The 24797-nt window shown below is 56.3% G+C and carries 25 protein-coding genes; 13 read left to right on the top strand and 12 right to left on the bottom strand.

The genetic code is table 11. From position 1 onward, the window contains the following. Positions 1 to 1227 (bottom strand): peptidase T, encoded by a 1227-nt coding sequence (gene pepT / locus ACK13D_RS05355; protein ID WP_418795881.1) that lies wholly within the window; start codon positions 1225 to 1227, stop codon positions 1 to 3. Between the two features lie 127 nt (positions 1228 to 1354). Between pepT and ACK13D_RS05350 the strand changes: the two genes are divergently transcribed. Further along, positions 1355 to 2950: an ABC transporter substrate-binding protein gene (locus tag ACK13D_RS05350; protein WP_346450191.1), complete on the top strand. Its 1596-nt coding sequence runs from the start codon at positions 1355 to 1357 to the stop codon at positions 2948 to 2950. Between the two features lie 349 nt (positions 2951 to 3299). Here the strand turns inward: ACK13D_RS05350 and ACK13D_RS05345 are convergent, their stop codons facing one another. Next, positions 3300 to 4214 (bottom strand): LysR family transcriptional regulator, encoded by a 915-nt coding sequence (locus ACK13D_RS05345; RefSeq protein ID WP_418795880.1) that lies wholly within the window; start codon positions 4212 to 4214, stop codon positions 3300 to 3302. 140 nt (positions 4215 to 4354) lie between these two features. On the opposite strand from ACK13D_RS05345, the gene ACK13D_RS05340 reads away from it, so the two are divergent. Beyond that, a complete protein-coding gene (locus ACK13D_RS05340) occupies positions 4355 to 5776 on the top strand; it encodes a M20 family metallopeptidase (RefSeq protein WP_228312137.1) in 1422 nt (473 codons plus the stop codon). After that, entirely contained in the window at positions 5773 to 7041 is a 1269-nt protein-coding gene (locus tag ACK13D_RS05335) for an MFS transporter (RefSeq protein WP_010244731.1), read from the top strand. The genes ACK13D_RS05340 and ACK13D_RS05335 overlap by 4 nt, the downstream gene beginning before the upstream one ends. A 75-nt stretch (positions 7042 to 7116) precedes the next feature. Here ACK13D_RS05335 and aldA read toward each other — a convergent pair whose 3' ends face one another. Continuing rightward, positions 7117 to 8553: an aldehyde dehydrogenase gene (gene aldA, locus ACK13D_RS05330; RefSeq protein ID WP_010244734.1), complete on the bottom strand. Its 1437-nt coding sequence runs from the start codon at positions 8551 to 8553 to the stop codon at positions 7117 to 7119. 196 nt (positions 8554 to 8749) lie between these two features. Between aldA and ACK13D_RS05325 the strand changes: the two genes are divergently transcribed. Next, positions 8750 to 9016, top strand: a complete 267-nt coding sequence (locus tag ACK13D_RS05325; RefSeq protein WP_010244737.1) for a DksA/TraR family C4-type zinc finger protein — start codon at positions 8750 to 8752, stop codon at positions 9014 to 9016. Positions 9017 to 9019: 3 nt separating this feature from the next. Here the strand turns inward: ACK13D_RS05325 and ACK13D_RS05320 are convergent, their stop codons facing one another. Together ACK13D_RS05320 and ACK13D_RS05315 are read right to left on the bottom strand one after the other, a co-directional pair. After that, on the bottom strand, positions 9020 to 9118 hold the full coding sequence (locus ACK13D_RS05320) for a YoaK family small membrane protein (RefSeq protein WP_008925225.1): 99 nt from the start codon (positions 9116 to 9118) through the stop codon (positions 9020 to 9022). A 43-nt stretch (positions 9119 to 9161) separates the two neighbouring features. Then, positions 9162 to 9485 carry a hypothetical protein gene (locus ACK13D_RS05315; protein WP_010244743.1) on the bottom strand — a complete coding sequence of 108 codons (324 nt, stop codon included), beginning with the start codon at positions 9483 to 9485 and terminating at the stop codon, positions 9162 to 9164. A gap of 359 nt (positions 9486 to 9844) precedes the next feature. On the opposite strand from ACK13D_RS05315, the gene rhaT reads away from it, so the two are divergent. After that, positions 9845 to 10879, top strand: a complete 1035-nt coding sequence (gene rhaT, locus ACK13D_RS05310; protein WP_010670192.1) for an L-rhamnose/proton symporter RhaT — start codon at positions 9845 to 9847, stop codon at positions 10877 to 10879. Positions 10880 to 11226: 347 nt separating this feature from the next. Here rhaT and rhaR read toward each other — a convergent pair whose 3' ends face one another. Both rhaR and rhaS read right to left on the bottom strand, forming a co-directional pair. Then, a complete protein-coding gene (rhaR, locus tag ACK13D_RS05305; RefSeq protein ID WP_062757684.1) occupies positions 11227 to 12090 on the bottom strand; it encodes an HTH-type transcriptional activator RhaR in 864 nt (287 codons plus the stop codon). An 11-nt stretch (positions 12091 to 12101) separates the two neighbouring features. Next, positions 12102 to 12923, bottom strand: a complete 822-nt coding sequence (gene rhaS / locus ACK13D_RS05300) for an HTH-type transcriptional activator RhaS (protein WP_029519526.1) — start codon at positions 12921 to 12923, stop codon at positions 12102 to 12104. A 291-nt stretch (positions 12924 to 13214) separates the two neighbouring features. Here rhaS and rhaB point away from each other — a divergent pair, with 291 nt between their 5' ends. The 4 genes from rhaB to rhaM are packed head-to-tail and all read left to right on the top strand — an operon-like array spanning position 13215 to position 17093. Then, positions 13215 to 14687, top strand: a complete 1473-nt coding sequence (rhaB, locus tag ACK13D_RS05295) for a rhamnulokinase (RefSeq protein WP_418795937.1) — start codon at positions 13215 to 13217, stop codon at positions 14685 to 14687. Beyond that, the gene (locus tag ACK13D_RS05290; protein ID WP_010244756.1) at positions 14680 to 15936 is read left to right on the top strand and encodes an L-rhamnose isomerase; all 1257 of its coding nucleotides are present in this window, start codon (positions 14680 to 14682) and stop codon (positions 15934 to 15936) included. The genes rhaB and ACK13D_RS05290 overlap by 8 nt, the downstream gene beginning before the upstream one ends. A 10-nt stretch (positions 15937 to 15946) precedes the next feature. After that, positions 15947 to 16789, top strand: coding sequence for a rhamnulose-1-phosphate aldolase (gene rhaD, locus ACK13D_RS05285; RefSeq protein ID WP_045140329.1), 843 nt, complete (start codon positions 15947 to 15949; stop codon positions 16787 to 16789). Then, complete coding sequence (gene rhaM / locus ACK13D_RS05280) at positions 16779 to 17093, top strand: L-rhamnose mutarotase (protein WP_010670186.1); 315 nt, start codon at positions 16779 to 16781, stop codon at positions 17091 to 17093. The genes rhaD and rhaM overlap by 11 nt, the downstream gene beginning before the upstream one ends. Before the next feature lie 47 nt (positions 17094 to 17140). Here the strand turns inward: rhaM and ACK13D_RS05275 are convergent, their stop codons facing one another. Beyond that, complete coding sequence (locus ACK13D_RS05275) at positions 17141 to 17791, bottom strand: TetR/AcrR family transcriptional regulator (RefSeq protein WP_159226441.1); 651 nt, start codon at positions 17789 to 17791, stop codon at positions 17141 to 17143. A 307-nt stretch (positions 17792 to 18098) separates the two neighbouring features. On the opposite strand from ACK13D_RS05275, the gene bhsA (ACK13D_RS05270) reads away from it, so the two are divergent. Both bhsA (ACK13D_RS05270) and bhsA (ACK13D_RS05265) read left to right on the top strand, forming a co-directional pair. Continuing rightward, positions 18099 to 18356 (top strand): multiple stress resistance protein BhsA, encoded by a 258-nt coding sequence (bhsA, locus tag ACK13D_RS05270; RefSeq protein ID WP_010244768.1) that lies wholly within the window; start codon positions 18099 to 18101, stop codon positions 18354 to 18356. A 37-nt stretch (positions 18357 to 18393) separates the two neighbouring features. Continuing rightward, on the top strand, positions 18394 to 18651 hold the full coding sequence (gene bhsA, locus ACK13D_RS05265; protein WP_010670183.1) for a multiple stress resistance protein BhsA: 258 nt from the start codon (positions 18394 to 18396) through the stop codon (positions 18649 to 18651). A 61-nt stretch (positions 18652 to 18712) separates the two neighbouring features. Here the strand turns inward: bhsA (ACK13D_RS05265) and ACK13D_RS05260 are convergent, their stop codons facing one another. From ACK13D_RS05260 to ACK13D_RS05245, 4 genes are all read right to left on the bottom strand, one after another. Further along, the gene (locus ACK13D_RS05260) at positions 18713 to 19897 is read right to left on the bottom strand and encodes a sugar transporter (protein WP_010244774.1); all 1185 of its coding nucleotides are present in this window, start codon (positions 19895 to 19897) and stop codon (positions 18713 to 18715) included. Between the two features lie 174 nt (positions 19898 to 20071). Then, positions 20072 to 20614 carry a cytochrome b561 gene (gene cybB, locus ACK13D_RS05255; protein ID WP_418795878.1) on the bottom strand — a complete coding sequence of 181 codons (543 nt, stop codon included), beginning with the start codon at positions 20612 to 20614 and terminating at the stop codon, positions 20072 to 20074. Between the two features lie 112 nt (positions 20615 to 20726). Next, positions 20727 to 20987 (bottom strand): hypothetical protein, encoded by a 261-nt coding sequence (locus tag ACK13D_RS05250; RefSeq protein ID WP_031592383.1) that lies wholly within the window; start codon positions 20985 to 20987, stop codon positions 20727 to 20729. 167 nt (positions 20988 to 21154) lie between these two features. Beyond that, on the bottom strand, positions 21155 to 22408 hold the full coding sequence (locus ACK13D_RS05245; RefSeq protein ID WP_418795877.1) for an MFS transporter: 1254 nt from the start codon (positions 22406 to 22408) through the stop codon (positions 21155 to 21157). A gap of 95 nt (positions 22409 to 22503) precedes the next feature. Between ACK13D_RS05245 and ACK13D_RS05240 the strand changes: the two genes are divergently transcribed. Further along, positions 22504 to 23397 (top strand): LysR family transcriptional regulator, encoded by an 894-nt coding sequence (locus ACK13D_RS05240; RefSeq protein WP_010670180.1) that lies wholly within the window; start codon positions 22504 to 22506, stop codon positions 23395 to 23397. A gap of 130 nt (positions 23398 to 23527) precedes the next feature. Beyond that, positions 23528 to 24745, top strand: coding sequence for a sugar metabolism global transcriptional regulator Mlc (gene mlc / locus ACK13D_RS05235; protein ID WP_010244790.1), 1218 nt, complete (start codon positions 23528 to 23530; stop codon positions 24743 to 24745). The last annotated feature ends 52 nt before the right edge of the window (positions 24746 to 24797 follow it).

Raw genomic sequence — 24797 nt, 5'->3', positions numbered from 1 at the left:
TTAACCCGCCGCCAGATAGCAGAGCTTTTCCGCCACCTGATAGGACTTCACAAACGACGGTATTGGCAGAAACTCGAAGCGTGAGTGGAAGTTGTGCGCGCCAGTAAAGAAGTTTGGCGTCAGCAGACCTTTGGCTGACAGCGCAGCCCCGTCCGTGCCGCCACGCATCGGAATCACCTTCGGCTCAATCTCCAGCGCGGCAAAGGCACTGAAGATCAGGTCAATCGCCCGCCGATCCTCACCCAGTGCATTGCTGATGTTGCTGTAGATATCGCTGATGGTGATGCTCACGTCGCCGGTGGGATAACGCACCGCAAGATCCTCAGCCGCCTGCTGCAACTGCTGCTTGCGCGCCGCGAAGCTGGCCAGATCAAAATCACGGATTGAAGCTTTCAGCGTCGCCTTGCTGGCGTTGGCCTGAATCTCATTGAACCAGATGTAGCCTTCACGACCTTCGGTGTGCTCCGGTGTCTGCTGCCGATCAAACAGGCTGATATAGTCATGCGCCATCAGCAGCGGATTGACCAGCACGCCTTTGCCCGACATCGGATGGGCCGGCACGCCGGTAAACACAATTTCTGCTGCGGCACCGTTGAAGTTTTCGTACACCACTTCGCCCAGTTCGCAGCAGTCGATAGTCCAGGCGAAATCGACATTAAAGCGGGTTTCCAGATCGAGTGCTTTAGCGCCGCGCAGACCAATCTCTTCGTCCGGTACAAAGGCCACCACGATGTCGCCGTGGTCGCCGTTAAGGTTCTGCATCAGGGTCATTACCACGGTCACCGCCGCTTTGTTGTCTGCGCCCAGCACGCTGGTGCCGTCGCTGAAGATCACCTGCTGACCCACGTAGGGCGCGATCTCCGGATGCTCATCGCGGCGCAGCCAGATATCCTGCTCTTGATTCAGACAGAGATCGTCACCCTGCCAGGTAAGGATCTGCGGATGAATATCGGGCGACAAACCCACATCCACCGTATCAATGTGCGTAATAAATCCGATGCGCGGTGCGTCAGGACGGTTGCCACGTTTCACTGCCGTCACCGTGGCATGCTCATCAATCACCACCTCATCCAGCCCTAAGGTGCGCAGTTCATCCGCCAGCAGTTCCGCCATGGCGTGCTGGCTCGGTGTGCTGGGCAACGATGTCGATTTCGCATCGCTCTGACTGCTGACGGCGAGGTAACGGAAAAAGCGTTCGGTGAGTTGCGACTCAAGTTTGTCTGTCATCACTATTCCTTATTAGCCAGCTACGGGCGGGGTTCGCTATGGTGCCGAATCGTGCTATCAATGAAGCATCTGAATGATTCATTTAGATATTGTGATCACCGGAAGTCAATACAAAGCGAGGATGATAATGAAAATCAAGATAGCCACCTTAGCGCTTGTTACTGCTGGGATAGCGCTGGCTGGCAGCGTTAACGCCAAAACGCTGGTCTACTGTTCTGAGGGATCGCCAGAGAATTTTAACCCTCAGCTCTATACCTCGGGAACCAGTGTTGACGCCAGTGCAGTGCCGGTTTTTAACCGGCTGGTGGACTTCACGCCGGGCACCACCCATCTGGTGCCGAGCCTGGCGGAAAGCTGGGAGATCAGCCCGGATGGTACCGTCTATACCTTCCATCTGCGCAAGAGCGTGAAGTTCCAGAGCAACAAACAGTTTAAACCCAGCCGCGACTTCAACGCGGATGATGTGATCTTCTCGTTTATGCGCCAGATGGACCCGAAAAATCCCTATCACAATGTCTCTGGCGGCACCTATTCCAACTTTGAAAGCCTGGAACTCTCCACGCTGATTAAACGTATCGACCGGGTGGATGACCACACCGTGCGCTTCACGCTCGCCCATCCGGAAGCACCGTTCCTGGCCGATCTCGCCTGGTATTTCGCCTCGATCCACTCGGCTGAATATGCTGACGCCATGCTGAAAGCGGGAACGCCGGAGAAGGTCGATATGAACCCGATTGGCACTGGCCCGTTTGAGCTGGTGCAGTATCAGAAAGATTCCCGCATCCTCTACAAAGCGTTCCCGGACTACTGGCAGGGCAAGGCGAAGCTGGATCGTCTGGTGTTCAGCATCACGCCGGACGCCTCCGTTCGCTACGCCAAGCTGGAGAAGAATGAGTGTCAGGTGATGCCATTCCCGAACCCCGCCGATCTCGACAAAATGCGCGCCAACCCGGATATCACCCTGGAACAGAAGGCGGGTCTGAACACCGGCTTCCTGGCGTTTAACACCACCAAAGCGCCAACCGACAACGTCAAAGTGCGGCAGGCGCTGGCGATGGCGATCAACAAACCGGCGATCATCGAGGCGATATTTAAAGGCACCGGTACGGTCGCGAAAAATATCCTGCCGCCGGACGTCTGGAGCGCGGACAAAGATCTGAAAGATTACGACTACGATCCGGAGCAGGCCAAAGCGTTGCTGCAACAGGCCGGCGTCAAACCGGGCACCGAGATTGCGCTCTGGGCGATGCCGGTGCAGCGGCCTTACAACCCGAATGCACGCCGCATGGCGGAAATGATTCAGTCGGACTGGGCCAAAGTCGGCATTAAAGCCAATATCGTCAGCTATGAGTGGGGTGAATACCTGAAACGCGTGCGCAGCGGCGAGCATCAGGCCGCGCTGATGGGCTGGACCACCGCAACCGGCGACCCGGATAACTTCTTTGGCCCGCTCTACAGCTGCACCTCTGCACAGGGCGGTTCTAACTCTTCAAAATGGTGCTATCAGCCGTTCGAGAAGTTAATCACCGAAGCCCGCGCCGAGCCGGATCAGGGCAAACGCACTGCGCTCTATCTGCAGGCGCAGCAGATAATGCATGACCAGATGCCCGCCGTGATGATTGCGCACTCCACCATCTTCGAGCCGGTGCGCAAATCGGTCAGCGGCTATCAGGTCGATCCGTTCGGCAAGCACATCTTCTATCAGGTTGATATTAAGCAGTAAGCGGTCACAGCTATCTTTACAGGCCCATACCTCTGTGGGCCTGTGCTGTCTGGCTCAGCTCAAAAAAGAACTGACAGCAATAAATAAGCTCAACGCGAAGGGAACATGACCCGAAGAGGAAAGCGTCCCGCCGCCCGGATAAAAACGCCGGGAGCGTTTTTGAACAACGCAACGCGTTGGCCCGGCTACGGGCGCACCTCAGGGATGAGGTGCGTAATCGCGTGGGCCGAGCATGCCATGGATGGCGGCTGTTGCGACTTTCCGATCGGGTCGTGTTTCCTAAGCCAGCACTATCTGACAGCCATCCAGCGCAGACTTTAACAACCAAACTCCTTTAAGCCTGTACCTCTCATCTCATCCTCACCTGCTGATCCATCTCCGTCAGCCGCTCATGCAAAAACTGCAGAAACAGCGTCAGCGCCGCATTCCGCTGGCGGCCGGACACCGTCTGAAGCTGCAACGTTCGCTGACTCAGCTGATCCACCCCCATCGAACGCAACACCAGATTTTGCGTGTCGCGCTCAAACAACAGGGTAAACGCACTGCAAATGGTTACTGCCTGCGGGGTATGCAGCAAAAAGTGGTAGAGCGTAGCGAAATAGTCGCAGGTCAGCACCGGCTCGACCACGCAGTCGTTCATCTGACAGGAGAGGTCAAACAACTGCCGCACGGTAGTATGCTGACCTGGCAACGCCAGCGGCCAGCCATGCAGATCGGCTAGCGTCACCTGACGCGATGCCAGCGGATGCGACTGATGCATCGCCAGTAACACCGGCGCCGGCCACGAGCCGAGCACCTCAACGCTGCGCTCCGGTTGCAGACTGAACTGCAGCGCAACATCGCATTCCCCAGCCCTGACGCATGCCGCCACGCCCTGCGAGTGCGTCACATTAAGCGCAAACAGCACGCCGGGATTGGCCTGACGGAACTCCGCCAGCAGACCCGGCAGCAAACTGAACGCCATTCCGTCGGTGCAGGCGATGCGGATCAGGCTGCGGCGTATTGCTTTCAGCCCTTTAATCTCCGCCAGCGCATATTCCATATCGAGCTGACTCTTGCGCACATGATGCGCGAATATTTCACCCGCTTCGTTCAATACCATACCGCGTGCATGCCGCTCAAACAGCGGCACACCCACCTGCGTTTCCAGGCGCTGGATCTGGCGACTAATCGCCGACACCGCCACAAAGAGCTGCTCGCTGGCGGCGCTGAGCGATCCGCACTGTACGACCGCCAGGAAATAGCGGATCTCACTGCTTAACATGGTCACTCCGGCAAAACGCATCATAAAAGGGCAGGCGTGGCTTGCTTTAAAAGCAAGGCTCACTCGATAAATTAATAATTGTGGCAAAGAGAGAAGTTTGTCAAAGATAAAGCACGATAAAAAGAACAGACAGGGCAAACATGACAGAGCAACAGACCGTTGACCAGGCGATGCACTATTTCGACAGTGGCGAGTTTCAGCAGCTGCTGGCACGACGAATTTCCTGCGTGACCGAAAGCCAGCACGCCAGCAGGCAGGTGGAGCTTGAGATCTATCTGCAGCAGGAGATCGGCCCGCAGCTGGCGGCGATGGGCTTTACGCTGCACCCGTTTGAGAATCCGCAGCCCGGCAGCCCGCCGTTTCTGATCGCCACGCTCATTGAAGATCCCTCCAGACCGACGCTGCTCTGCTATGGCCACGGCGATGTGGTGTTCGGCGACGATGAGAACTGGCGCGACGGTTTATCACCGTGGCAACTCACGGCTGAAGATGACCGCCTGTATGGGCGCGGCAGTGCGGACAACAAAGGCCAGCACTGCATCAATCTCGCGGCGCTGGAGCAGGTGTGGCAGGCACGCGGTGGCGCACTGGGCTTCAACTGCAAAATTTTGTTTGAAATGGGTGAAGAGATCAGTTCACCGGGGCTGGCGGAGATTTGTCAGCAGCAGCGGGCGCTGTTACAGGCCGACCTCTTTATCGCCTCTGATGGCCCGCGACTGAACGCGGTGCGGCCGACACTGTTCCTGGGTTCGCGTGGCGCGGCGAACTTTCGTCTGACTATCAGGGCGCGCGACAACGCCTATCACTCCGGCAACTGGGGCGGACTGCTGAGTAATCCCGGCACCCAGCTGGCGAATGCGCTCGCCTGCCTGGTGAATGCACAGGGTGTATTGCAGGTCGCCGCGCTGAAACCGGACTCCCTGACCGATGCGGTGCGCGCCATCCTCAGTGATATCGAGGTGGGCGGAATGCCGGGCGATCCGGCGCTGGCCGACGGCTGGGGCGAGCCGGGTCTGACGCCTGCGGAGCGTCTTTATGGCTGGAACACGCTGGAGGTGCTGGCGTTTGAAACCGGTAACCCGGCACGCCCGATGAACGCCATTCCCGGCAGCGCCACGGCGGTGTGTCAGCTGCGATTTGTGGTCGGCACCGACTGGGAAAATCTGGTCCGGCATGTCGAAAGTCACCTGCATCAGCACGGCTTCGATAACGTCAGCGTAGAGTTTATGCGCGGTTCACCTGCAACGCGACTCGATCCGCAGGATCCGCTGGTGGCCTGGGCGCTGGACACGCTGGCCCGCAGCAGCGGTAAAAAACCGGCGCTGTTGCCCAATCTCGGCGGTTCACTGCCCAATGAGGTATTTGCCGATATCCTCGGCCTCCCGACGCTATGGGTGCCCCATTCCTATCCGGCCTGCGGCCAGCACGGCGTTAACGAACACATGCTCACCTCTGTTGCACGTGAAGGGCTGGCGATCATGACCCGCCTTTTCTGGCAACTGGGTGAAGAGGGCGAACAACTGATGTCGCGCCACCATCAGTGGCGGAGAGGTGAACAATGAGCAGCATCGCACAGAGTACTCCGCAGGTGAAACCGAGCCTGCACAAAACGCTGTTCGCTACCTGCATTGGTAACGCGCTGGAGTGGTTCGACATCGCGGTGTATGGCTTCTTCGCCAGCTACATCGCGCACGTCTTCTTTCCGGTCAGCGATCCGTCGGTGTCGCTACTGCTGACCTTCGGCAGCTTCGGCATCTCATTCCTGATCCGTCCGCTGGGTGCCATCGTGCTGGGCAACTATGCCGACCGTCATGGCCGTAAAAAAGCGCTGCTGCTCTCAATCAATCTGATGATGCTGGGCGGGGCGATCATTACCTTTATGCCGGGTTACGCCACTATTGGTCTGGCGGCGCCGCTGCTGATTATCCTGGCGCGCCTGATTCAGGGCTTCTCTGCCGGGGGCGAGTTTGGCAGTTCCACCGCTTTCCTGGTAGAGCACTTTCCCGAGCGCAAAGCCTTTATCGCCAGCTGGCAGTTCGCCACACAGGGCGCCAGTACTCTGATGGCATCGGCGTTCGGCCTGGGGCTGACACACTGGCTGAGCGAAAGCGAGATTCAGGCGTGGGGCTGGCGTATCCCGTTTGCTTTCGGCTTACTGATTGGACCGCTGGGGATCTACATTCGCCGTCACGTGCAGGAGCCCGCCAGCTTTGCGACGCAGGAGAAGGAAGCCGCACCGCTGAAAACGCTGTTCGGGCGGCAGAAAGCGCTGATCACCCTGGCGATTGGGGTGATGGTGATCTCGACCGCGGTCAACTACATGCTCAATTACATTCCGACCTACGCCACCAAAACGCTGCATCTGCCGGGGTCAGTGGCCTTCACCGCCACGCTGGTCGCAGGGATTATCCTGACGGTGGTGACGCCCATAATGGGATTGTGGGCGGAGCGGATTGGCCGATTGCCGCTGATGTGGGGATCGCTGCTGCTGTTGATGGTCACCATCTATCCCGCCTTCAAATGGATGGTCGATCACACTACGCCCACCACGCTGATCCTGCTGGTGGCGTGGATGGCGCTACTCAAGTCGGTCTATTTCTCCACGGTGCCGTCGGTGATGGCCGATCTCTTCCCGGCGACCACGCGCGCCAGCGGCATGGCGATCAGCTACAACGTGGCCGTGACGGTATTTGGCGGGTTTGCACCGCTGATTTGCAGCATGCTGATTGCCGCCACCGGCAGTAGTCTGGCGCCTGGATACTACCTGATGGCCGTGGCGGTGCTGAGTGGTATCGCGCTGCTGCGCTGCAGTAAGCGGGTGGCATAACAGAGTGGGCCGATTACTGGCCCAATCTGGTACTGACAACGTCAGGTACGGGAGGCGGTAAGATCGAGCCAGTGATTAACTGAACTGTAAATAGGCAACATGGGTCTGCAGATACTCCTCCAGACCATGTTTTCCATCGGCACCGCCGACACCCGATTTACGCCACCCGGCATGAAATCCCTGCATCGCTTCGAAGTTTTCACGGTTAACATAGGTTTCGCCGAACTTCAGCTTTCGCAGCGCGGTCATGGTGGTATTCAGATTCTGCGTATAAATCGAGGAGGTCAGCCCATACTCGCAGTCGTTGGCCAGCGTAATCGCCTCGTCAAGCGTTTTAAAACTCATCACCGGCAGAACCGGGCCAAAAATCTCCTCCTGCATAATCGCCATCTCCTGGCGCACCTCAGTCAGCAAGGTGGGTTGGAAAAAGAAGCCTCTGTCTCCGGCGCGCTTGCCGCCCAGAACCACTTTCGCCCCTGCGGCGACGGCCTCTGCCACCTTCTGCTCCACCCGATCCCGTGCTGCGGCATTAATCAGCGGACCCATATCGATATCGCTGCGTTCGGCCGGGTCGCCAAATGTCACCTGCTGAAACGCGGCGGTCAGTGCGCTGATAAAACGATCGTAAATGCCTTCCTGCACATAGAGCCGCTCTACGCAATTGCAGACCTGTCCGCTGTTAATGATCCGCGAGCTGACGACCGCCCGCACAGCCAGCTCGAGGTCGGCATCATCCATCACGATGGCAGGGGCTTTGCCACCCAGTTCCAGCGACACTTTGGTGACATTTTTAGCCGCGGCTTCCATGGTGGCAATGCCCGCACCGACGCTTCCGGTCAGACTCACCAGACCGACCTTAGGATTTGCCGCCAGCTCCTGTCCCACTTCCGGTCCCAGACCATAAACAAAGTTAATGACGCCAGCAGGCAGACCCAGCTTTTGTATGATGTCGGCAAAAAGTGCCGCATTATTCGGTGTCAGCTCACTGGGTTTGATCACGATGGTGTTTCCGGTGATCAGGGCCGGTGCCGCTTTGCGGGCAATGAGGAAGAAGGGGAAATTCCACGGCAGTATTCCGGTAGTTACGCCGATCGCTTTTTTAAACAGGAAGATATTTTCGTTGGGGCGGTCACTGTTGATGATCTCACCTTCATAGCGCCGCGCCCACTCCGCCATGTAATCGAGGTAGTCGGCGGTGAACATCACTTCGGTCTTCGCCAGCCCCTGGGTTTTTCCACCCTCAGCCACAATGGTTGCCGTCAGTTCAGGCTCACGCTGGCGGATGGCGGTGGCAATTTTGTGCAGCCAGACGCCGCGCTCTACTGCAGGCAGCGCTTCCCATCCAGGCTGAGCCACTTCTGCGGCGCTGATAGCAAGGCTGGCATCCTGACGACTGCCCTGGGGAATACGGGACAGCAACGCCTCCGTGGACGGATTGATCACTTCAATCCACCGGTCACCCTGATGGGCTACAAATTCGCCATTAATGAAATGTTGATGATGTGTTGTCATTCGCTTAGCTCTCCGCTATCGATACGTTGCAGTAATGTGATAACAGGGTGAAACAGATTGCTCAGGGCTACCTTTAGCTGATTGCCAGCTGCCGGGAGCGGCTGGCAGCCAATCACAGATATCGGTGAGTTCTGCGGCAAAAACGTCAATATGTTGTAGATTTAAAGGAGTGAAGTGGTAATAAAGGGGTTAAATCATGGCAAATGGATGGGCGTCAGAAGGCGCAGTACAGGAACAGATCGATAGCACCGTCAATGATGGCATTGAGCGGGTAAGACAGTCGATCGGACAGGGCGAAAGCGCCACCGAATGCGAGCTCTGCGGCGAGCCGATCCCCGAAGCGCGTCGTCAGGCGCTTAAAGGCGTGCACTATTGTGTGGCGTGTCAGGAAAAAATCGACAAGCAGCAGCAGACCAGCAGTTTATATAACCGTCGGGGCAGTAAAGACAGTCAGTTGCGCTGATCCTCAGGAGCCTGGCATCGCCAGGCCACTGCCAATAAACCACGCCAGAAAGCCCACGCCCGCCACAATGATGGCGATCGGAAACAGAATTCCAATTCTCATAATTTACCTGCTGCAAACAGCGATTTCAGGGGCTGCGATCTTATCATGAGATCTGCAGTACAGCGCGGTGGGTTTTCAGCAGAGTGAACAGCTGGAACTGCGTTGCATCATTTTCCTCCCGCAACACCTCACCTTTTTTATAGAGAATATGGTGAACATGTCCGAGCTGACGCCAGACCACTATCGCTGAGGCGATCAGGGCGCAATGCTGATCCGCCTGCACACACTCAAGGGTGGCATAGTGGGTTTCATCCAGGCCATTCACAAACACCTTTATCGCATCTGCAGGTAATATCGCGCGCAGATCATCCAGCATGACCTGGCTGACTGACTGCGAAAGAAACAGCGTTAACCACTTTGTCGTCATCCCATTCCCTGATCCGATCAATTTTCCCCAGTTTATACGACCTTGCCCGCGTTAATGAAAGGCTTCTTTGCACATTTGCCAACCTTCCCTTGTGAATGGCAGTCAGATCAGAATTGTGCTGCGCCACACAGCAAAAATGAAAAAAACATTGAATAATAAGTTACTTACTTAACTAATCGTCCGGTTTTCTGACAACGGTGAAATTGTGATCCCTGATGGGCACAACGGGTAAATATTGCCACTTCACTGTGGCTTCCGGCATTTATCCAAAGGCTGAGGAATTCCTGCTGAACGTAGACTGCCTGCTGAGCGGAAGCAGACAGGTTTCCGACAGGCCTCAACCTAACCGGGGAATAACAATGAACAGTGCCATTATTGCGGGTATCTTCTGGCATTTTGTCGGAGCTGCCAGCGCCGCGTGTTTCTACGCGCCTTTTAAACAGGTGAAAAGATGGTCATGGGAAACCATGTGGTCGATCGGTGGCCTGATGTCGTGGCTGATCCTGCCGTGGGCGGTAAGTGCCATTTTACTGCCAGATTTTATGGCCTATTACAGCAGCTTCTCGCTTTCGCAACTGACGCCGGTATTTCTGTTTGGCGCGATGTGGGGCATAGGCAATATCAACTACGGCCTGACCATGCGTTATCTCGGCATGTCGATGGGAATCGGTATCGCGATTGGCATTACCCTGGTGGTCGGCACGCTGATGACACCGCTTCTGCAGGGGCGCTTTGGTGAGCTCTTCGCGTCGGCGGGTGGCCGGTTAACCCTGCTGGGCGTACTGGTGGCACTGATTGGCGTCGGGATTGTGTCGCGTGCCGGGCTGTTAAAGGAGCGGGCGCTGGGGATTAACGCAGAAGAGTTTAATCTCAGAAAAGGACTGGTGCTGGCGGTGATGTGCGGCATCTTCTCGGCGGGTATGTCCTTTGCCATGGATGCGGCTAAACCCATGCATCAGGCCGCCGCTAATCTTGGCATCGATCCGCTATATGTAGCTCTGCCCAGCTACGTGATCATTATGGGCGGCGGGGCACTGGTTAATCTGGCCTTCTGTTTCTGGCGGCTGGCCACCCGGCCAGAGCTGTCGGTGCGTAAAGACTTCTCGGTCGGGAAGTCGCTGCTGATTACCAATACCGCTTTTGCGGTGCTCGGCGGCACAATGTGGTATCTGCAGTTCTTCTTCTATGCCTGGGGCCATGCCAGAATCCCGGCGCAGTATGACTATGTCAGCTGGATGCTGCACATGAGTCTATACGTCCTGTGTGGTGGTCTGGTGGGGCTGCTGATGAAGGAGTGGAAGTCTGCGGGACGCCGCCCGGTCAGCGTGTTATCAATCGGCTGTGTGGTGATTATCATTGCCGCTAATATTGTGGGACTTGGCATGGCGGCCTGATCGCGAATACAGAGACGCTGTTTTAATACAGAACGGGCCTGCTATGCAGGCCCTTAGCGTTAGCAGAATGGCGGTCAGATCGTGCCCGCTCAGGGAACACGGTCAGATCGGAAAGACGCAAAAGCCGCCATCCATGGCATGCCCGGCCCGCACGATTACGCACCTCATCCCTGAAATGCGCCCGTAGCCGGGCCAACGCGTTGCGTTGTTCAAAAACGCTCCCGGCGTTTTTGTCCATGGTGCGGGACGCTTTCCTCTTCTGAGCGTGTTCCCTGCGCCTTTTAGCTGATTTATTGCTGCTTTTGTGCAGTAAATTGCTCGACAGCGTTCAATGAAGGCCCGTTTTATTAAGACGTGGCACTTTTCAGCGCCTGGCGTGGCGCGATAAATTGCTGTCGCCAGGCGCTGGGAGGTAAACCGGTGTCACGGGTGAAGACCACCGAAAAATAGTTACTGTCATCAAAGCCGCAGCGGGCGGCAACCTCGCTAATCAGACAATCCTGGGTGCGCAGCAGATATTTTGCCTGACAGAGCTGCAGCTGACGCAGGTAATGACCGATAGTCATCCCGGTCTGCTGACGGAAAAGCTGCCTCAGCGCCCGTTCGCTGAGCTGGTTCAGCTGACAAAACTCCGCGAGATCAAAGGGGCGGGCAATCGCACCCTGTAACGCTGACATCAGCAGATCGAGCTGTTCCCCCTCCGGCAACGCCCAGGGGCGGTCGGCCGCGTAGCCGTGGCGGCGCAGAATCAGCGCCAGCTGTAAAAACAGCGCCTCCGAGAGCTGAACTGAAAGGGGGTCGCTTTTGCGGCTTTCACGCTCCAGCTGGCTGATCACTCCCCGGGCCAGCGCCATCCCTCGCGTGGTCAGCCGCCAGCCGCCTGGCGCATCCGGTCCCTGTTGCGGCAGCAGCTGATTCCAGTCAAGAGCAAGGCCAAAGCGGTCACGACAGTAGAGGATATTATCCAGCACCAGATCGTTAACGCTGTCGTAGCTGTGGCAGTCACTGTCGCGGATATAAAAAACGTCGCCACAGGTAATCAGCCAGGGGCGATCGTTGAGGACGTGCAGGCCATTGCCGCGCCAGACAATCACGATTTCACTGAACTCGTGTCGATGCGGCGGGAAAGAGGGTTGTGGCATCCTTTCGGCGACCGCCACCGGTAGAGTAGTGGCGGGAAAATAGTCATCCCGACTGAGTATCAATGCCATGATTGGCTCCTTTACATCATCTGCTGGCGCTCCGCTCGCGGTGCGCAGCCAAATTCGCGCCTGAACAGGGTTGAGAAATGGTTGCTGTCCCCAAATCCACACTGGAAGGCGATATCGGTAATTCGCATATCACTGTGACGCAGCAGATGACGGGCCTGCAACAGCCGCACACGGTTCAGGTAGCGCTGCGGCGTGCTGCCGGTTTGCTGCTTCATTTGCCGATGCAGGGTACGCAGCGACAGGGAGAAGCGATCCGCCAGTTCATCCCAGATAATCTCATCACTGTAATGCTCACCCAGCCAGTCGAGCAGACGATGCAGCCGCGCCTCCTGATCCTGACTCTGTCCGTCAATGCACGCCTCACGCAACAGCACCAGCAACTGTAAAAAGAGCTGTTCCTGACGCGCCTGTTTTTCCATCGACCAGGTATCATCCGGCTGCATCTGCGCCGCCACACTCAGCGCCTGCGTCATCACTTTTTGATTGATGCGCCAGTGGGAAGCATATTGCCCGTCCTGATCGCAGGGCAGTAAAGCCTGTAACCCGGAGAGAAAGCGAAACGCGCCGGGGCTGCGATAAAGCACGTTGGTCAGACAAAGGTTGTCGGTCTGCTCATAAAGATGACGATCGTGATCGCGCACAAAGCAGACGCAACCGGCGCACAGCGTTTGTGGCTGACCATTAAACACATGAATGCCAGAGCCTTGCTCAACCAGCACAATTTCATGGAAATCATGATGATGTTCCGGGAAGGCGGCCTGGGGTACGCGGGGTTCAATCGCAATGGCGTAATCGCCTTCGGGGAAAAAATCCGCACTGTGCAATATGGTCATGGTCATCTCTCGCTGCTTAACAAAACCGTAACGCAGTCTAATCAGCACGCTCTAACCTTACCTTGAATTTTCAGCCTGACTCAGCAGGAATCATGCTGATTTTTCAAGAAATCCTCAGCAGTTAACAGATTTGCGGCAGGGGTCACATCCTCCCGCCTTTCGCCTCTGTGATCTCTCTCACGAAGTTCTTTGCAAGTCTGCCAGGGCTTATCAGCCGCTGGCACTCCGGGGAAGGTCTTTAACCGGCCAGGTTTTTACTCTATGACCACTCAATCACAGGGAAAAGTCGCCATGACCAGGAGAAACATTGTTGCTATTGATCTCGGGGCATCCAGCGGGCGCGTCATGCTCGCAAGCTGGGATGCTGCGCAGCGCCAGCTCGCGCTTCGTGAGGTCCGGCGCTTTAAAAATAAGCGCCAGCGTCGTGCCGGTTATGACTGCTGGGATCTGACGATGCTTGAGCAGGAGATACGCGCCGGGCTGGCTCAGTTAGATGAAGAGAAGATTGTGCCAGACAGTATCGGTATCGACACCTGGGGCGTTGATATGGTGCTGCTGGATGCAGAGGGCGAGCCGGTGGGTGAGGCGGTCAGCTACCGCGATGCGCGCACCCACGGCCTGATGGAGCAGGCGCAGCACGAACTGAGCCGCAGTGCCATCTACGCCCGAACCGGCATTCAGTTTCTGCCATTCAATACGCTCTATCAGATGCGCGCCCTGCATCAGCAGCAGCCCGACTGGCAGGCCCGCGTGGCGCATGCGCTGATGATGCCGGACTATCTGCATTATCGCCTGACCGGTAATCTCAACTGGGAATACACCAACGCCACCACCACGCAAATGCTCAATATTCACAGCGGCGAATGGGATCGTGAGCTGCTCGCCTGGGCGGGCGTTGCTCCTGAATGGTTCGGTCAGCCGCAGGCATCGGGCAACACCGTCGGCCACTGGGTCAATAGCGCGGGTGTCCCGGTCCCGGTGATTGCCGTCGCCACCCACGACACCGCCAGCGCGGTTCTGGCAACGCCGCTGATGCAGGACGATGCGGCCTATCTCAGTTCCGGAACCTGGTCGCTGATGGGCTTTGAAAGTTTGCAGCCTTATGCCTGCGATGCCGCGTTACGCGCCAATATCACCAATGAGGGCGGCGCAGAAGGCTACCGCGTACTGAAAAATATCATGGGCTTATGGCTGTTGCAGCGCATCTGCGGTGAACTTCAGATTGACGATCTCAGCGCACTGATTGATCAGACGGCCCGCCAGCCCGCCTGTGTTTCACTGATCAATCCTAACGATGCGCGTTTCATCAATCCCGACAGCATGGTTAACGAAATTCAGAACGCCTGCGCAGAGCAGGGAATGCCGGTGCCACAATCTGCCGCCGCGCTGGCACGCTGCATATTTGACAGCCTGGCACTGCTCTATCGCGAGGTGATCCAGGAGCTGGCAGAGCTGCGAGGCAAACCTTTCAGCCAGCTTCACGTGGTAGGGGGCGGCAGTCAGAACCGTTTTCTTAACCAGCTCTGTGCCGATGCCTGCCAGATTCCGGTGCTGGCAGGTCCGGTTGAAGCCTCCACGCTGGGTAACGTTGGTTGCCAGCTGATTGCACTTGGCGAACTGATCGATGTGGCTGATTTCCGCTGCAGCGTCATCAACAACTTCCCACTGGAAAAATTCGAACCGCAAACTCACAGCGTCTTCAGTGCCAGTCAGGCACGCTTCGCGACGCTGAGTCAACCCGCTAAGGAACCCGCTTATGACTAAGCAGATTGAACAGGCTTTTGAACTGGCTAAACAACGCTACGCTGACAATGGAGTTGATGTTGAACAGGCCATTCGCCAGCTGGACAGCATTCCTGTCTCGATGCACTGCTGGCAGGGGGACGATGTCCGGGGCTTTGAGAACCCACAGGGCGCATTGACTGGCGGCATCCAGGCGACCGGCAACTATCCGGGGCGGGCACGCAATGCCAGTGAATTGCGCAGCGATATCGACAAGGCGATGTCTCTGATCCCAGGCGCAAAACGTCTGAACCTGCACGCTATCTATCTGGAAAGTGACAAGCCAGTCGATCGGGATGCGATTGAACCTGCCCATTTCGCCAACTGGGTCGCCTGGGCGAAAGAGCACAACTTAGGGCTGGATTTTAACCCCAGCTGCTTCTCGCATCCGATGAGTGCCGACGGTTTTACGCTGTCGCACAGTGATAAAACCGTGCGTCAGTTCTGGATCGATCACTGCAAAGCGAGTCGCCGCATCTCCGCTTCGTTTGGTGAGCAGCTTGGCACGCCGTCAGTGATGAATATCTGGGTGCCGGACGGCATGAAAGATATTACCGTGGATCGACTGGCCCCGCGTCAGCGTCTGATGAGCGCACTGGATGAGGTCATCTCAGAAAAACTGAATCCGCAGCATCATATTGACGCGGTTGAGAGCAAGCTGTTTGGCATTGGCGCAGAGAGCTACACCGTGGGCTCCAATGAGTTTTATCTTGGTTACGCCGCCAGCCGCCAGACGGCACTATGCCTGGATGCGGGACATTTTCATCCCACCGAAGTGATCTCCGACAAAATTTCTGCCGCGATGCTCTATGTGCCGCGTCTGCTGCTGCACGTCAGTCGCCCGGTGCGCTGGGACAGCGACCATGTGGTGCTGCTGGATGATGAAACTCAGGCGATCGCCAGTGAGATCGTCCGCCATCAGCTGTTCGACAAAGTGCATATCGGACTCGATTTCTTCGACGCCTCTATCAACCGGATTGCCGCCTGGGTTATCGGCACCCGTAACACTAAAAAAGCGCTGCTGCGTGCTCTGCTGGAGCCAACCGATCGTCTGCGCCAGGCCGAGAACGAGGGTGATTACACCGCGCGGCTGACGCTGCTGGAAGAGCAAAAATCATTGCCGTGGCAGGCGGTATGGGAAGCCTGGTGCCTGCGCCATGACGTCCCGGCTGATGCCAGCTGGTTAGGCGACGTCCGCCATTATGAACAACAGATTTTGAGCCAACGTTAAGGATTTCACTATGCAAAGCATTCTTTCTTCCGGGTTTGTTAAGGGAATGGTCAAAGCAACCAGCGATATGTGGCTGAAGGGCTGGGACGAACGTAACGGCGGCAACGTCAGCCTGCGTCTGCTGGAAGAGGAGGTTAAACCTTTTGCCGCTGATTTCTGCCTGCAACCGCGCTGTATTGAGCTGACACAACCCGCGCCGGCGCTGGCGAACGACTGGTTTCTGGTGACCGGGTCAGGAAAATTCATGCGTAATGTCCAGCTTGATCCGGCGGATTGTCTGGCACTGCTGCAGGTCGATGACAAAGGGCTCTCTTATAAAATTCACTGGGGCCTGTCGAATGGCGGTTTGCCGACCTCTGAACTGGCGTCACACTTTCAGTCTCATGCGGTGCGTAAAGCGGTCAGCAAGGGTGCAGACCGGGTGATCATGCACTGTCACGCCACCAACTTTATGGCCTTAAGCTATGTGATTGAGATGGATTCCGCCCGCTTTACCCGTCTGCTGTGGGAAGGGAGTACCGAATGTCTGGTGGTGTTCCCGGACGGTGTGGGTGTTTTACCCTGGATGGTACCCGGCACCGATGAAATCGGCACCGCGACCGCCGGACAGATGCAGTCACATACCCTTGTGATGTGGCCATTCCACGGTGTCTTTGGCACGGGCCCGACACTCGATGAGACTTTTGGTCTGATTGATACGGCGGAGAAATCGTCAGAAGTGATCGTCAAAGTGCTGTCGATGGGCGGTATTCGTCAGAGTATCACCACAGAACAGCTGGTTGCATTGGGTGAGCGCTTTGGTGTGAAGCCGTGGCAACCGGCGCTGGATGCAGGGCCTGCTAATGCTGCGTAAAGCCTTTGTGATGCAGGTGAATCCTTATTGCCATGCAGAGTATGAGCGTCGGCACTCACCGATCTGGCCAGAACTGGCCGAAACCCTGAAAGCGCACGGCGCGCACAACTATGCCATCTGGCTGGACGCCGAGCGGCATCTGCTGTTCGCCAGTGTTGAGATTGAATCTGAGGAGCGCTGGAACGCGGTGGCAGAAACGGAGGTCTGTCAGCGCTGGTGGGCATCAATGAAAGATCTGATGCCGTCGAATGCAGATAACAGCCCGATCAGTGAGCCGTTAAAACCGGTTTTCTTTCTGGAATAAAATCGGGAATAAAAGATGAAAAGGGCGGCATCGCCGCCCTGATATTTTTAACGCTTAGCCTGACACAGGCCGGTGAGTGTCGGCCACATCGCCATCAGCGTATCAATAATGCTCTCCAGATCGTCACGCTCAACGCCTTCACGCGCCCGCACCGACATGCCCTGCAGCATACAACTCAGATAACGTGACAGCGCGGAAATGTTTACTGACGCACTCAGTTCACCACGCTGCTGACGCGCCAGCAGAAAATCCTTTAACACATGCTCCTGCGACTGATGCTGCTGTTGCAGCATGGTGGCAATCTCTGCTGAAGCCGCCGACAGGGCGGTCGAGGTGCAGATAAAGAAACAGCCGCCGGGAGAGTCGCGTTCGGTAAAACAGGCCGCGGTGGCGCGGAAATAGGCTTCAATAGCCCGATCCACCGGTAACTGGTCATCGCCCAATGCCGCTTCACGCCATGCACTGAACTTCTCCACATAGCGCTCCATCGCCGCGCGAAACAGTCCCTCTTTATTAACAAACTCGGCGTAGAGGGTTGGCGCTTTCGCGCCGGTTGCGGCCACCAGATCGGCCAGAGAAGTTCCCTCGTAACCGTGCGTCCAGAACAGGGTCAGAGCTTTATCGAGCGCTGCTTCGCGATCGAACACTTTTGGTCGGCCGCGGCATTTCTTTACATCGCAATCCTGAACCTGACTCATACACCCTCACTGACAGTAAAACACCCTATTAAATTACCGATCATTATAAAAATGTGCAAGGCCTGGCGTGGATGCCGCCGACAAGGGTTGCCATTTTGTGCGCCAGCGCATTATTACAGCCCCTTAGGTTAAGTCAGAAAAGAGGCTGAAGCCCATAATCACGCCACTCCGCGAATAAAATAACGCTCATTAAATAAATGTTGACGACAAACCGTATCGGGGTCTATCATTTGTTTAACGGTCATTAATTAAATAGTGACAACCCATTCAGACCAACCGAATTTCAATATTGAATAGAGAGATTATTATGAAAAACATCAAAATCACCCTGGCAGCACTGGCACTGACTACTCTGACTTTTGGCGCATCTGCCGCTGACCTGGTGACCAGCGAACCTGTTAATCAGCAGCCAGTTGGCACCATCTCTGTACTGGGCGGCACCAATCTGTCTTCTGTTGAAGCGCAGCTGAGTGCTAAAGCGGATGAAGCGGGTGCGAAATCGTTCCGCATCACCTCAACCAGCGGCCAGAACAAACTGCACGGCACGGCTGTGATTTATCAGTAATTTTGATTTCAACAGAATAAGTGAGAAGGGGTTCGTTATGAAAAGTATCAATATGATGGTCGTGGCGGCTGTGCTAAGCGGTCTGTCATTTGCCAGCGTAGCGGCCCAGCAGGTCAGCAGCACACCGCTGGATCAGCAAAAAATCGGTGTTATCAGCGCAACGGGCAGTACTAATCTGCTTTCGCTGGAGCAGCAGCTGTCAGAAAAGGCCAGCGATGCAGGAGCAAAGTCTTTCCGCATCACTTCGACCTCTGGCAGCAACAACCTGCATGGCACAGCCGTTCTTTATAGATAAAGTGATCGGTAAATAACCCTGAACAGGCTTCAGATAACCCGCTTATCTGAAGCCTTTTTTATTATCCGTTACTGCGTAACTGTGGATAACGACGGAAGATATAAACACACCAGAGTAACGCCACCAGGCCAATCATCCCGCCGACATTGCCAACTTCCGCCATGCTCAGATGCAGGCTGACCTGATTACCCAGCAGCGCACCCGCGCCGATACCGATATTGTAGATACCGGACATCAGCGACATCGCCACATCCGTGGCATCCGGTGCCAGCGACAGCACCCGCACCTGCATACCCAGTCCGATCATCATCATCGCCATTCCCCAGACAACGCACAGCGTTGAGATAGCCGCAGGGCGAACGGCAGCAAAAATCAGCAGGCCCATGCACAGGGTGATCAGCGCGATGGCCGCAATCAGCAGTCCGGAGGGAAACTTATTACCGAGTGTGCTGAACAGTACGCTACCCACAATGCCCGCAGAGCCAAACAGCAGCAGTAGCAGGGTGGTGAAGTTGCCACTGGAATGGGCCACGGTTTGCATAAAGGGCTCGATATAGCTGTAAGCGGTGTAATGCGCGGTAACGACCAGCGTCACCAGCAGATACATGCTGACCAGCGCCGGACGGCGAAACAGCATCGGCACACTGCTCAGCGAGCCGGTATGTTCACTCGGCAGACGCGGCAGGATGCGCACCAGCATAATCATCAGCACCAGTGCCGAAAGGCCAATCGCGCCGAAGGTCGTACGCCAGCCAAGATACTGACCCACCACGCGGCCAATCGGCACGCCCAGCACCATCGCCAGCGCGGTACCGGTTGCCAGCATACTCAGCGCCTGAGTTTTCTTACCGGCCGGAGCGACGCGAATCGCCAGCGAGGCGGTGATCGACCAGAACACCGCGTGAGACAGGGCGATACCCACGCGTGACACCATCAGCGACCGGAAATCCCAGGCAACGGTAGAAAGTACGTGGCTGACGATAAAGATCAGGAACAGCACACCCAGCAGCAGTCGTCGCTCAATATTGCGGGTCAGCAGCATCAGCGGCAGTGAGAGCAGTGCGACCACCCAGGCATAGATGGTCAGCATGATCCCGACGTCAGCCGTCTGCATTGAAAAGTCAGCAGCGATGTCAGACAACAGGCCAACCGGCACAAATTCGGTGGTATTAAATACAAAGGCGGCGATGGCCAGCAATACCACGCGTAGCCAGGCAGTTTTACGTGAAACAGTAGTTGGTTGCATGAGGAGTCAAGTCAGTCAGTACAGCGAATCGGATGCGGCAGAAACATCCAGCGAAAGTGACCTGCGTCACAAATTACTGACCATTGTAGTGAATAAAGCGGGAAGAGAAACCTTATAAACGCCTTTTAATGCTGAAATTTTTTTATCGCCCCATCACAGGGCGATAGCCTGAGGTTATTGACCGCGACGCCGGTCGGGCATCATTCGCAGCAGAGTATTGTCTTTAAGCAGATAGTGATGGAACAGTGCGGCAGCAGCATGCAGTCCGATCAGCCAGTAACCCAGCGGTGCCAGGGTTTCATGCCAGCCAATCAGCATATCCGCCATATCAAAGTCAGGTTCAGGCGCGACCGGCATGCTGATGCCAAACAGCCACCATTCCCGACCTTTAAGATAACGCGATGTCAGGCCGAGGATCGGCAGAGTGATAAACAGGGCATAGAGCAGGGTATGAGTCAGATGTGCCAGCCCGGTTTGCCAGCGCGGCGGAGCGGGAGTAATGGGCGGTGTGCGATGCCGGGTGCGTAAAAAGAGGCGGGCAAGCATCAATACCAGGATGGTCGCGCCGGCGCTGAAATGGGTAATGATCATGGCATAACCCTGCCAGGATCCGCGCTGTACAAAACCGCGCAGTTCAATGGTGGCGTAGGCCGTCACCACCAGTAAAAAGGTGAGCCAGTGAAGGGCTATCTGAGCGCGCGCAAACTTATCCCGCATTGTGCATTCCATTAAAGAGAATCAGAAAGATTAACATAACGGAAAACAGCGGTAATTCTTAACAAATTAGCGCAGCGGGAAAAAATTTTTCCACCTTACCAGGTGGATCAGATTAACGCGAAGACGGGGTGTGCTTCAGGGCCACGCTGAGCTGGGTGGCCTGCTGGTCAACATTTTTGAGTGGACAACAGTTTTCACAGCCGATTGCGCCAGCATAATATTTTTTAGCCTGCAGGATGGCGGCATTCACATGGTAAAAACTGCCCAGAAACATACGGTTATCGATGTCGGGAAGATGGGGGCAGCCTGCGGCATGAACCACATGATTATTGTTATATCCTGATTGTTTATTGACGTAGTAGTAGAGAGCCACAGGCGTTCCTTGTTGCCGTGTTAAAAGGCAAAGCAGATGAATTATTACAATAAAAACGATTATAGCGGGAAACCTGCATTTTGTTTGCTGTGGCTCTGAATAGCGCGTTTATTGTGATAAACCGCCAGGCCCGCAGGAGAAGCCAGGCCTGGCATGAGAAGACGTTCTCAGAGTTTTTTACTGTGCAGACGCCAGGCAACCAGTAACGCCAGGATCAGCAGGACGCTGATAAACAACGTAATCCCGATCCAGCCGAAATTATGCCAGAACACGCCACCCAGCGTACCCGCGACGCTGGAACCCACGTAGTAGCTGAACAGATAGAGCGAAGAGGCCTGGCCTCGTGCCCGGCGCGCCCGGGGGCCAATCCAGCCGCTGGCGACCGCGTGGGCGGCAAAAAAACCGGCGGTGAACAGCATCATCCCAGGCAGGATCAGCCAGAGGGAGTTGAAGGCGGTAATCAGCAAACCCAGCAGCATGATGGCGGTAGCACCCAGCATCACAGGACCCCGACCCAACCGGTTGGTCAGCGCGCCCGCTTTAGGCGAACTCCAGGAGCCGGTGAGGTAGACCACTGATAACAGCCCGACCACAGCCTGGCTGAGATGCCAGGGCGCATCCAGTAAACGGTAGCCAATATAGTTAAACAGGGTGACAAAGGCTCCCATCAGCAGGAACCCTTCGGCAAACAGCCAGGGAAGACCTAGATCGCGCCAGTGCAGCCGGAAGTTAATCAGCAGATTACGCGGACGCAGCGTAATGGGCCGGAAATGGCGCGACGCAGGCAGAATCTTCCAGAACATCAGCGCCGAGGCCAGCGAAAAACAGCCGATTACCGCCACGGCGAGTCGCCATGAGAAGAGGTCAGTCAGTACACCGCTCAGCAGTCGACCGCTCATCCCGCCTATCGAGTTACCGCTGATATATAACCCCATGGAAAAGGCGACGACGCGTGCATCCATCTCCTCGCTGAGGTAGGTCATGCCGACCGCCGCCACGCCACTCAGCGACAACCCCATCAGCGCCCGCATAATCAGAATGCCGTGCCAGCTGGTCATGGTGGCCGAGACCAGCGTGCAGATGGCGGCCAGCATCAGGGCTGTGACCATCACCGATTTACGACCGATAGCATCAGAGAGCGGCCCGGTGACCAGCAGGCCCAGCGCCATCAGGCCGGTCGAGATGGAGAGTGACAGGCTGCTGGTTGCCGGAGAGATACCAAACTGCTGTGACAGCACCGGCAGAATCGGCTGCACACAGTAGAGCAGGGCAAAGGTCGCCAGCCCGGCGGAGAAAAGCGCCAGCGTCACGCGCATAAACTGTGGCGAATCCCGGCGGATATGACCTGAAGCGGCAACAGACTCTGGCGGCGCAGAGACCGCATTCTCATCCACTGTGACAGCCTGTGTTGAGCGACTCACACATCTTCCTCAAATTTAGAAAACCTGTCGTCAGCTTAGGAAAGCGGCATTATGATGTCTAATATATTAATAATCTCAAATGAGACGTTTAAGATATGAATATCGAACTGCGTCATCTGCGCTACTTTGTTGCGGTGGCGGAAGAGTTACATTTCGGGCGGGCGGCCCAGCGTCTGAACATTTCTCAGCCGCCGCTCAGCCAGCAGATTATTCAGCTGGAAACAGAAACGGGCGCAAGGCTGTTCAATCGCACTAACCGCAGCGTGCAGCTTACCGCTGCCGGACAGCAACTGCTGAGTGACGCCCGCGCGATTCTGTTGCAGGTTGAACAGGCGGCCGATCGCGCCGCCCGGCTGCATCGTGGTGAAGAGGGGGAGCTGCGGATTGGCTTTACCTCCTCGGCCCCGTTTACCGCCGTGGTCTCTGACGCGCTATTCCGGTTTCGTCAGCGCTGGCCGCAGGTACATATTCAGATGCAGGAGATTAATACCCGCCAGCAGCTCGCACCGCTTCATGATGGACGGCTCGATCTTGGCGTGATGCGCAACACGCCGCTGCCCGCCGATCTGCGTCATCAGCTGCTGCTGAGTGAGCCGCTTTATGCCGTGGTGCATAAGGCGCATCCGCTGGCTGACGCCGATAAAATCTCTGTCACTGCTCTGGCGGCGGAACCCTTTGTCTTTTTTGATCCTCAGGGCGGAACCGCGCTCTACAGCGATATTCTGGCGCTGCTGCACCGCTACCATATCAAGCCCTTTATTACCCAGGAAGTGGGTGAGGCGATGACCATACTGGGGCTGGTGGCAACCGGGTTAGGCGTTTCCATTCTGCCTGCCTCATTTCGACGGGCGCGGCTGGCCGATCTGGTCTGGTTGCCCTTAACGGAAGAGGATGCCATTTCAGAGCTGTGGCTGGTCTGGTCAGCCGGACGCGAAATAAATGCGCAGATGGAAAACATGATGGCGTTGCTGCGGCGAAACCGGCCCTGATGCGCGGGCAACACCGCATCAATCTGTGCGATAAATCACATTTCTAATCAAATATTTGACGCTGTCGCCGGATCTGGCTCACCATGGCGCATGTTTATTTAGAAGCGCGAAAATAACCGGGAGCAGGGTTGTGAATCCGGACAGTCAACCTGGCCACATTGACCAGATCAAGCAGACTAATGCAGGTGTCGTATATCGATTAATTGACCGTTATGGTCCCATTTCGCGTATCGAACTTTCCCGCCGTGCCCAGCTTGCTCCGGCCAGCATTACCAAAATTGTGCGTGAAATGCTGGACGCACATTTAGTGCAGGAGACCGAGTTTCAGGATCCCGGCAGTCGTGGTCGTCCGGCGATAGGCCTGATACTGGATACCGACGCCTGGCATTATCTGGCTATTCGCCTGCATCGCGGTGCCATGACGTTTACGCTGCGCGATCTCAGCAGCAAGGAACTGGTGGAAGAGAGCCTGCCGCTGCCTGATGAGTCTGCTCAGCCGTTACTTACCGCGCTGATTGAACAGGTTGATGCCTTCTTTATTCGTCATCAGAAGAAGCTGGAACGCCTCACGGCCATTGCCATTACATTGCCAGGGCTGATCAACGCCGCGTCAGGTGTGGTGCATCGGCTACCGGGTTATGAGGTGCGCGATATGCCGCTGGGCGATGCGCTGGCGGCGCGAACCGGCTTACCGGTGTTTGTGCAGCACGATATTTCAGCCTGGACGCTGGCGGAGTCGTTGTTTGGTGCCTCACGTGGGGCGCAGGATGTGATTCAGATTGTGATTGATGAAACCGTGGGAGCCGGGGTGATCAGTGGCGGTCAGCTGCTGCATAAAAGTGGCAGGGCGCTGGTCGAGATCGGGCATACTCAGATCGACCCGTATGGTCAGCAGTGCTACTGCGGTAATCATGGCTGTCTGGAGACCGTGGCCAGCACCGGCAGTCTGCTGGCGCTGGCGGCGCAGCGTCTGCCGGCCCAGCCCGACAGCCTGCTCAATAATCAGCCGCTGACGCTGGAGTCGCTGTGCGCGGCGGCGCAGTCTGGCGACCGTCTGGCGCGCGACACCATCGCCAGCGTGGGTCATCATGTTGGCCGGATTCTGGCGATGATGGTCAACATCTTCAATCCTCAACATATTCTTATCGGTTCCCCCCTGAATGCCGCCGCGGATGTGCTGTTTCCGGCCGTGAGCAACACCATTCTGCAGCAATCACTCCCGGCCTACAGCGCGAGTATCCAGCTGGCACCTACCGAATTTAGCGAGCCGGGAACGTTAGGCGGCGCAGCGCTGATCAAAGACGCGCTCTATAACGGACACCTGTTAGTGAAACTGTTGCAAGGTTAAGCGGGCCTAATCTTGCGCTAACGCAATCTGTTCTCATCCTCCATTCCTTAAA

This window comes from Pantoea sp. K16, assembly GCF_048452805.1.
Lineage (GTDB): Bacteria > Pseudomonadota > Gammaproteobacteria > Enterobacterales > Enterobacteriaceae > Pantoea > Pantoea agglomerans.
This window is presented reverse-complemented; position numbering and strand designations above follow the sequence as displayed.

Coding starts and splice junctions, on each gene's coding strand:
- ACK13D_RS05290 (WP_010244756.1), top strand. CDS start 14,680: ATGACTAAGCAGATTGAACAGGCTTTTGAACTGGCTAAACAACGCTAC.
- rhaD (WP_045140329.1), top strand. CDS start 15,947: ATGCAAAGCATTCTTTCTTCCGGGTTTGTTAAGGGAATGGTCAAAGCA.
- ACK13D_RS05240 (WP_010670180.1), top strand. CDS start 22,504: ATGAATATCGAACTGCGTCATCTGCGCTACTTTGTTGCGGTGGCGGAA.
- rhaT (WP_010670192.1), top strand. CDS start 9,845: ATGAACAGTGCCATTATTGCGGGTATCTTCTGGCATTTTGTCGGAGCT.
- ACK13D_RS05345 (WP_418795880.1), bottom strand. CDS start 4,214: ATGTTAAGCAGTGAGATCCGCTATTTCCTGGCGGTCGTACAGTGCGGA.
- rhaS (WP_029519526.1), bottom strand. CDS start 12,923: ATGACCATATTGCACAGTGCGGATTTTTTCCCCGAAGGCGATTACGCC.
- ACK13D_RS05275 (WP_159226441.1), bottom strand. CDS start 17,791: ATGAGTCAGGTTCAGGATTGCGATGTAAAGAAATGCCGCGGCCGACCA.
- ACK13D_RS05325 (WP_010244737.1), top strand. CDS start 8,750: ATGGCAAATGGATGGGCGTCAGAAGGCGCAGTACAGGAACAGATCGAT.
- ACK13D_RS05260 (WP_010244774.1), bottom strand. CDS start 19,897: ATGCAACCAACTACTGTTTCACGTAAAACTGCCTGGCTACGCGTGGTA.
- aldA (WP_010244734.1), bottom strand. CDS start 8,553: ATGACAACACATCATCAACATTTCATTAATGGCGAATTTGTAGCCCAT.
- ACK13D_RS05350 (WP_346450191.1), top strand. CDS start 1,355: ATGAAAATCAAGATAGCCACCTTAGCGCTTGTTACTGCTGGGATAGCG.
- ACK13D_RS05315 (WP_010244743.1), bottom strand. CDS start 9,485: ATGACGACAAAGTGGTTAACGCTGTTTCTTTCGCAGTCAGTCAGCCAG.
- bhsA (WP_010244768.1), top strand. CDS start 18,099: ATGAAAAACATCAAAATCACCCTGGCAGCACTGGCACTGACTACTCTG.
- ACK13D_RS05320 (WP_008925225.1), bottom strand. CDS start 9,118: ATGAGAATTGGAATTCTGTTTCCGATCGCCATCATTGTGGCGGGCGTG.
- rhaM (WP_010670186.1), top strand. CDS start 16,779: ATGCTGCGTAAAGCCTTTGTGATGCAGGTGAATCCTTATTGCCATGCA.
- rhaB (WP_418795937.1), top strand. CDS start 13,215: ATGACCAGGAGAAACATTGTTGCTATTGATCTCGGGGCATCCAGCGGG.
- pepT (WP_418795881.1), bottom strand. CDS start 1,227: ATGACAGACAAACTTGAGTCGCAACTCACCGAACGCTTTTTCCGTTAC.
- ACK13D_RS05335 (WP_010244731.1), top strand. CDS start 5,773: ATGAGCAGCATCGCACAGAGTACTCCGCAGGTGAAACCGAGCCTGCAC.
- rhaR (WP_062757684.1), bottom strand. CDS start 12,090: ATGGCATTGATACTCAGTCGGGATGACTATTTTCCCGCCACTACTCTA.
- cybB (WP_418795878.1), bottom strand. CDS start 20,614: ATGCGGGATAAGTTTGCGCGCGCTCAGATAGCCCTTCACTGGCTCACC.
- bhsA (WP_010670183.1), top strand. CDS start 18,394: ATGAAAAGTATCAATATGATGGTCGTGGCGGCTGTGCTAAGCGGTCTG.
- ACK13D_RS05340 (WP_228312137.1), top strand. CDS start 4,355: ATGACAGAGCAACAGACCGTTGACCAGGCGATGCACTATTTCGACAGT.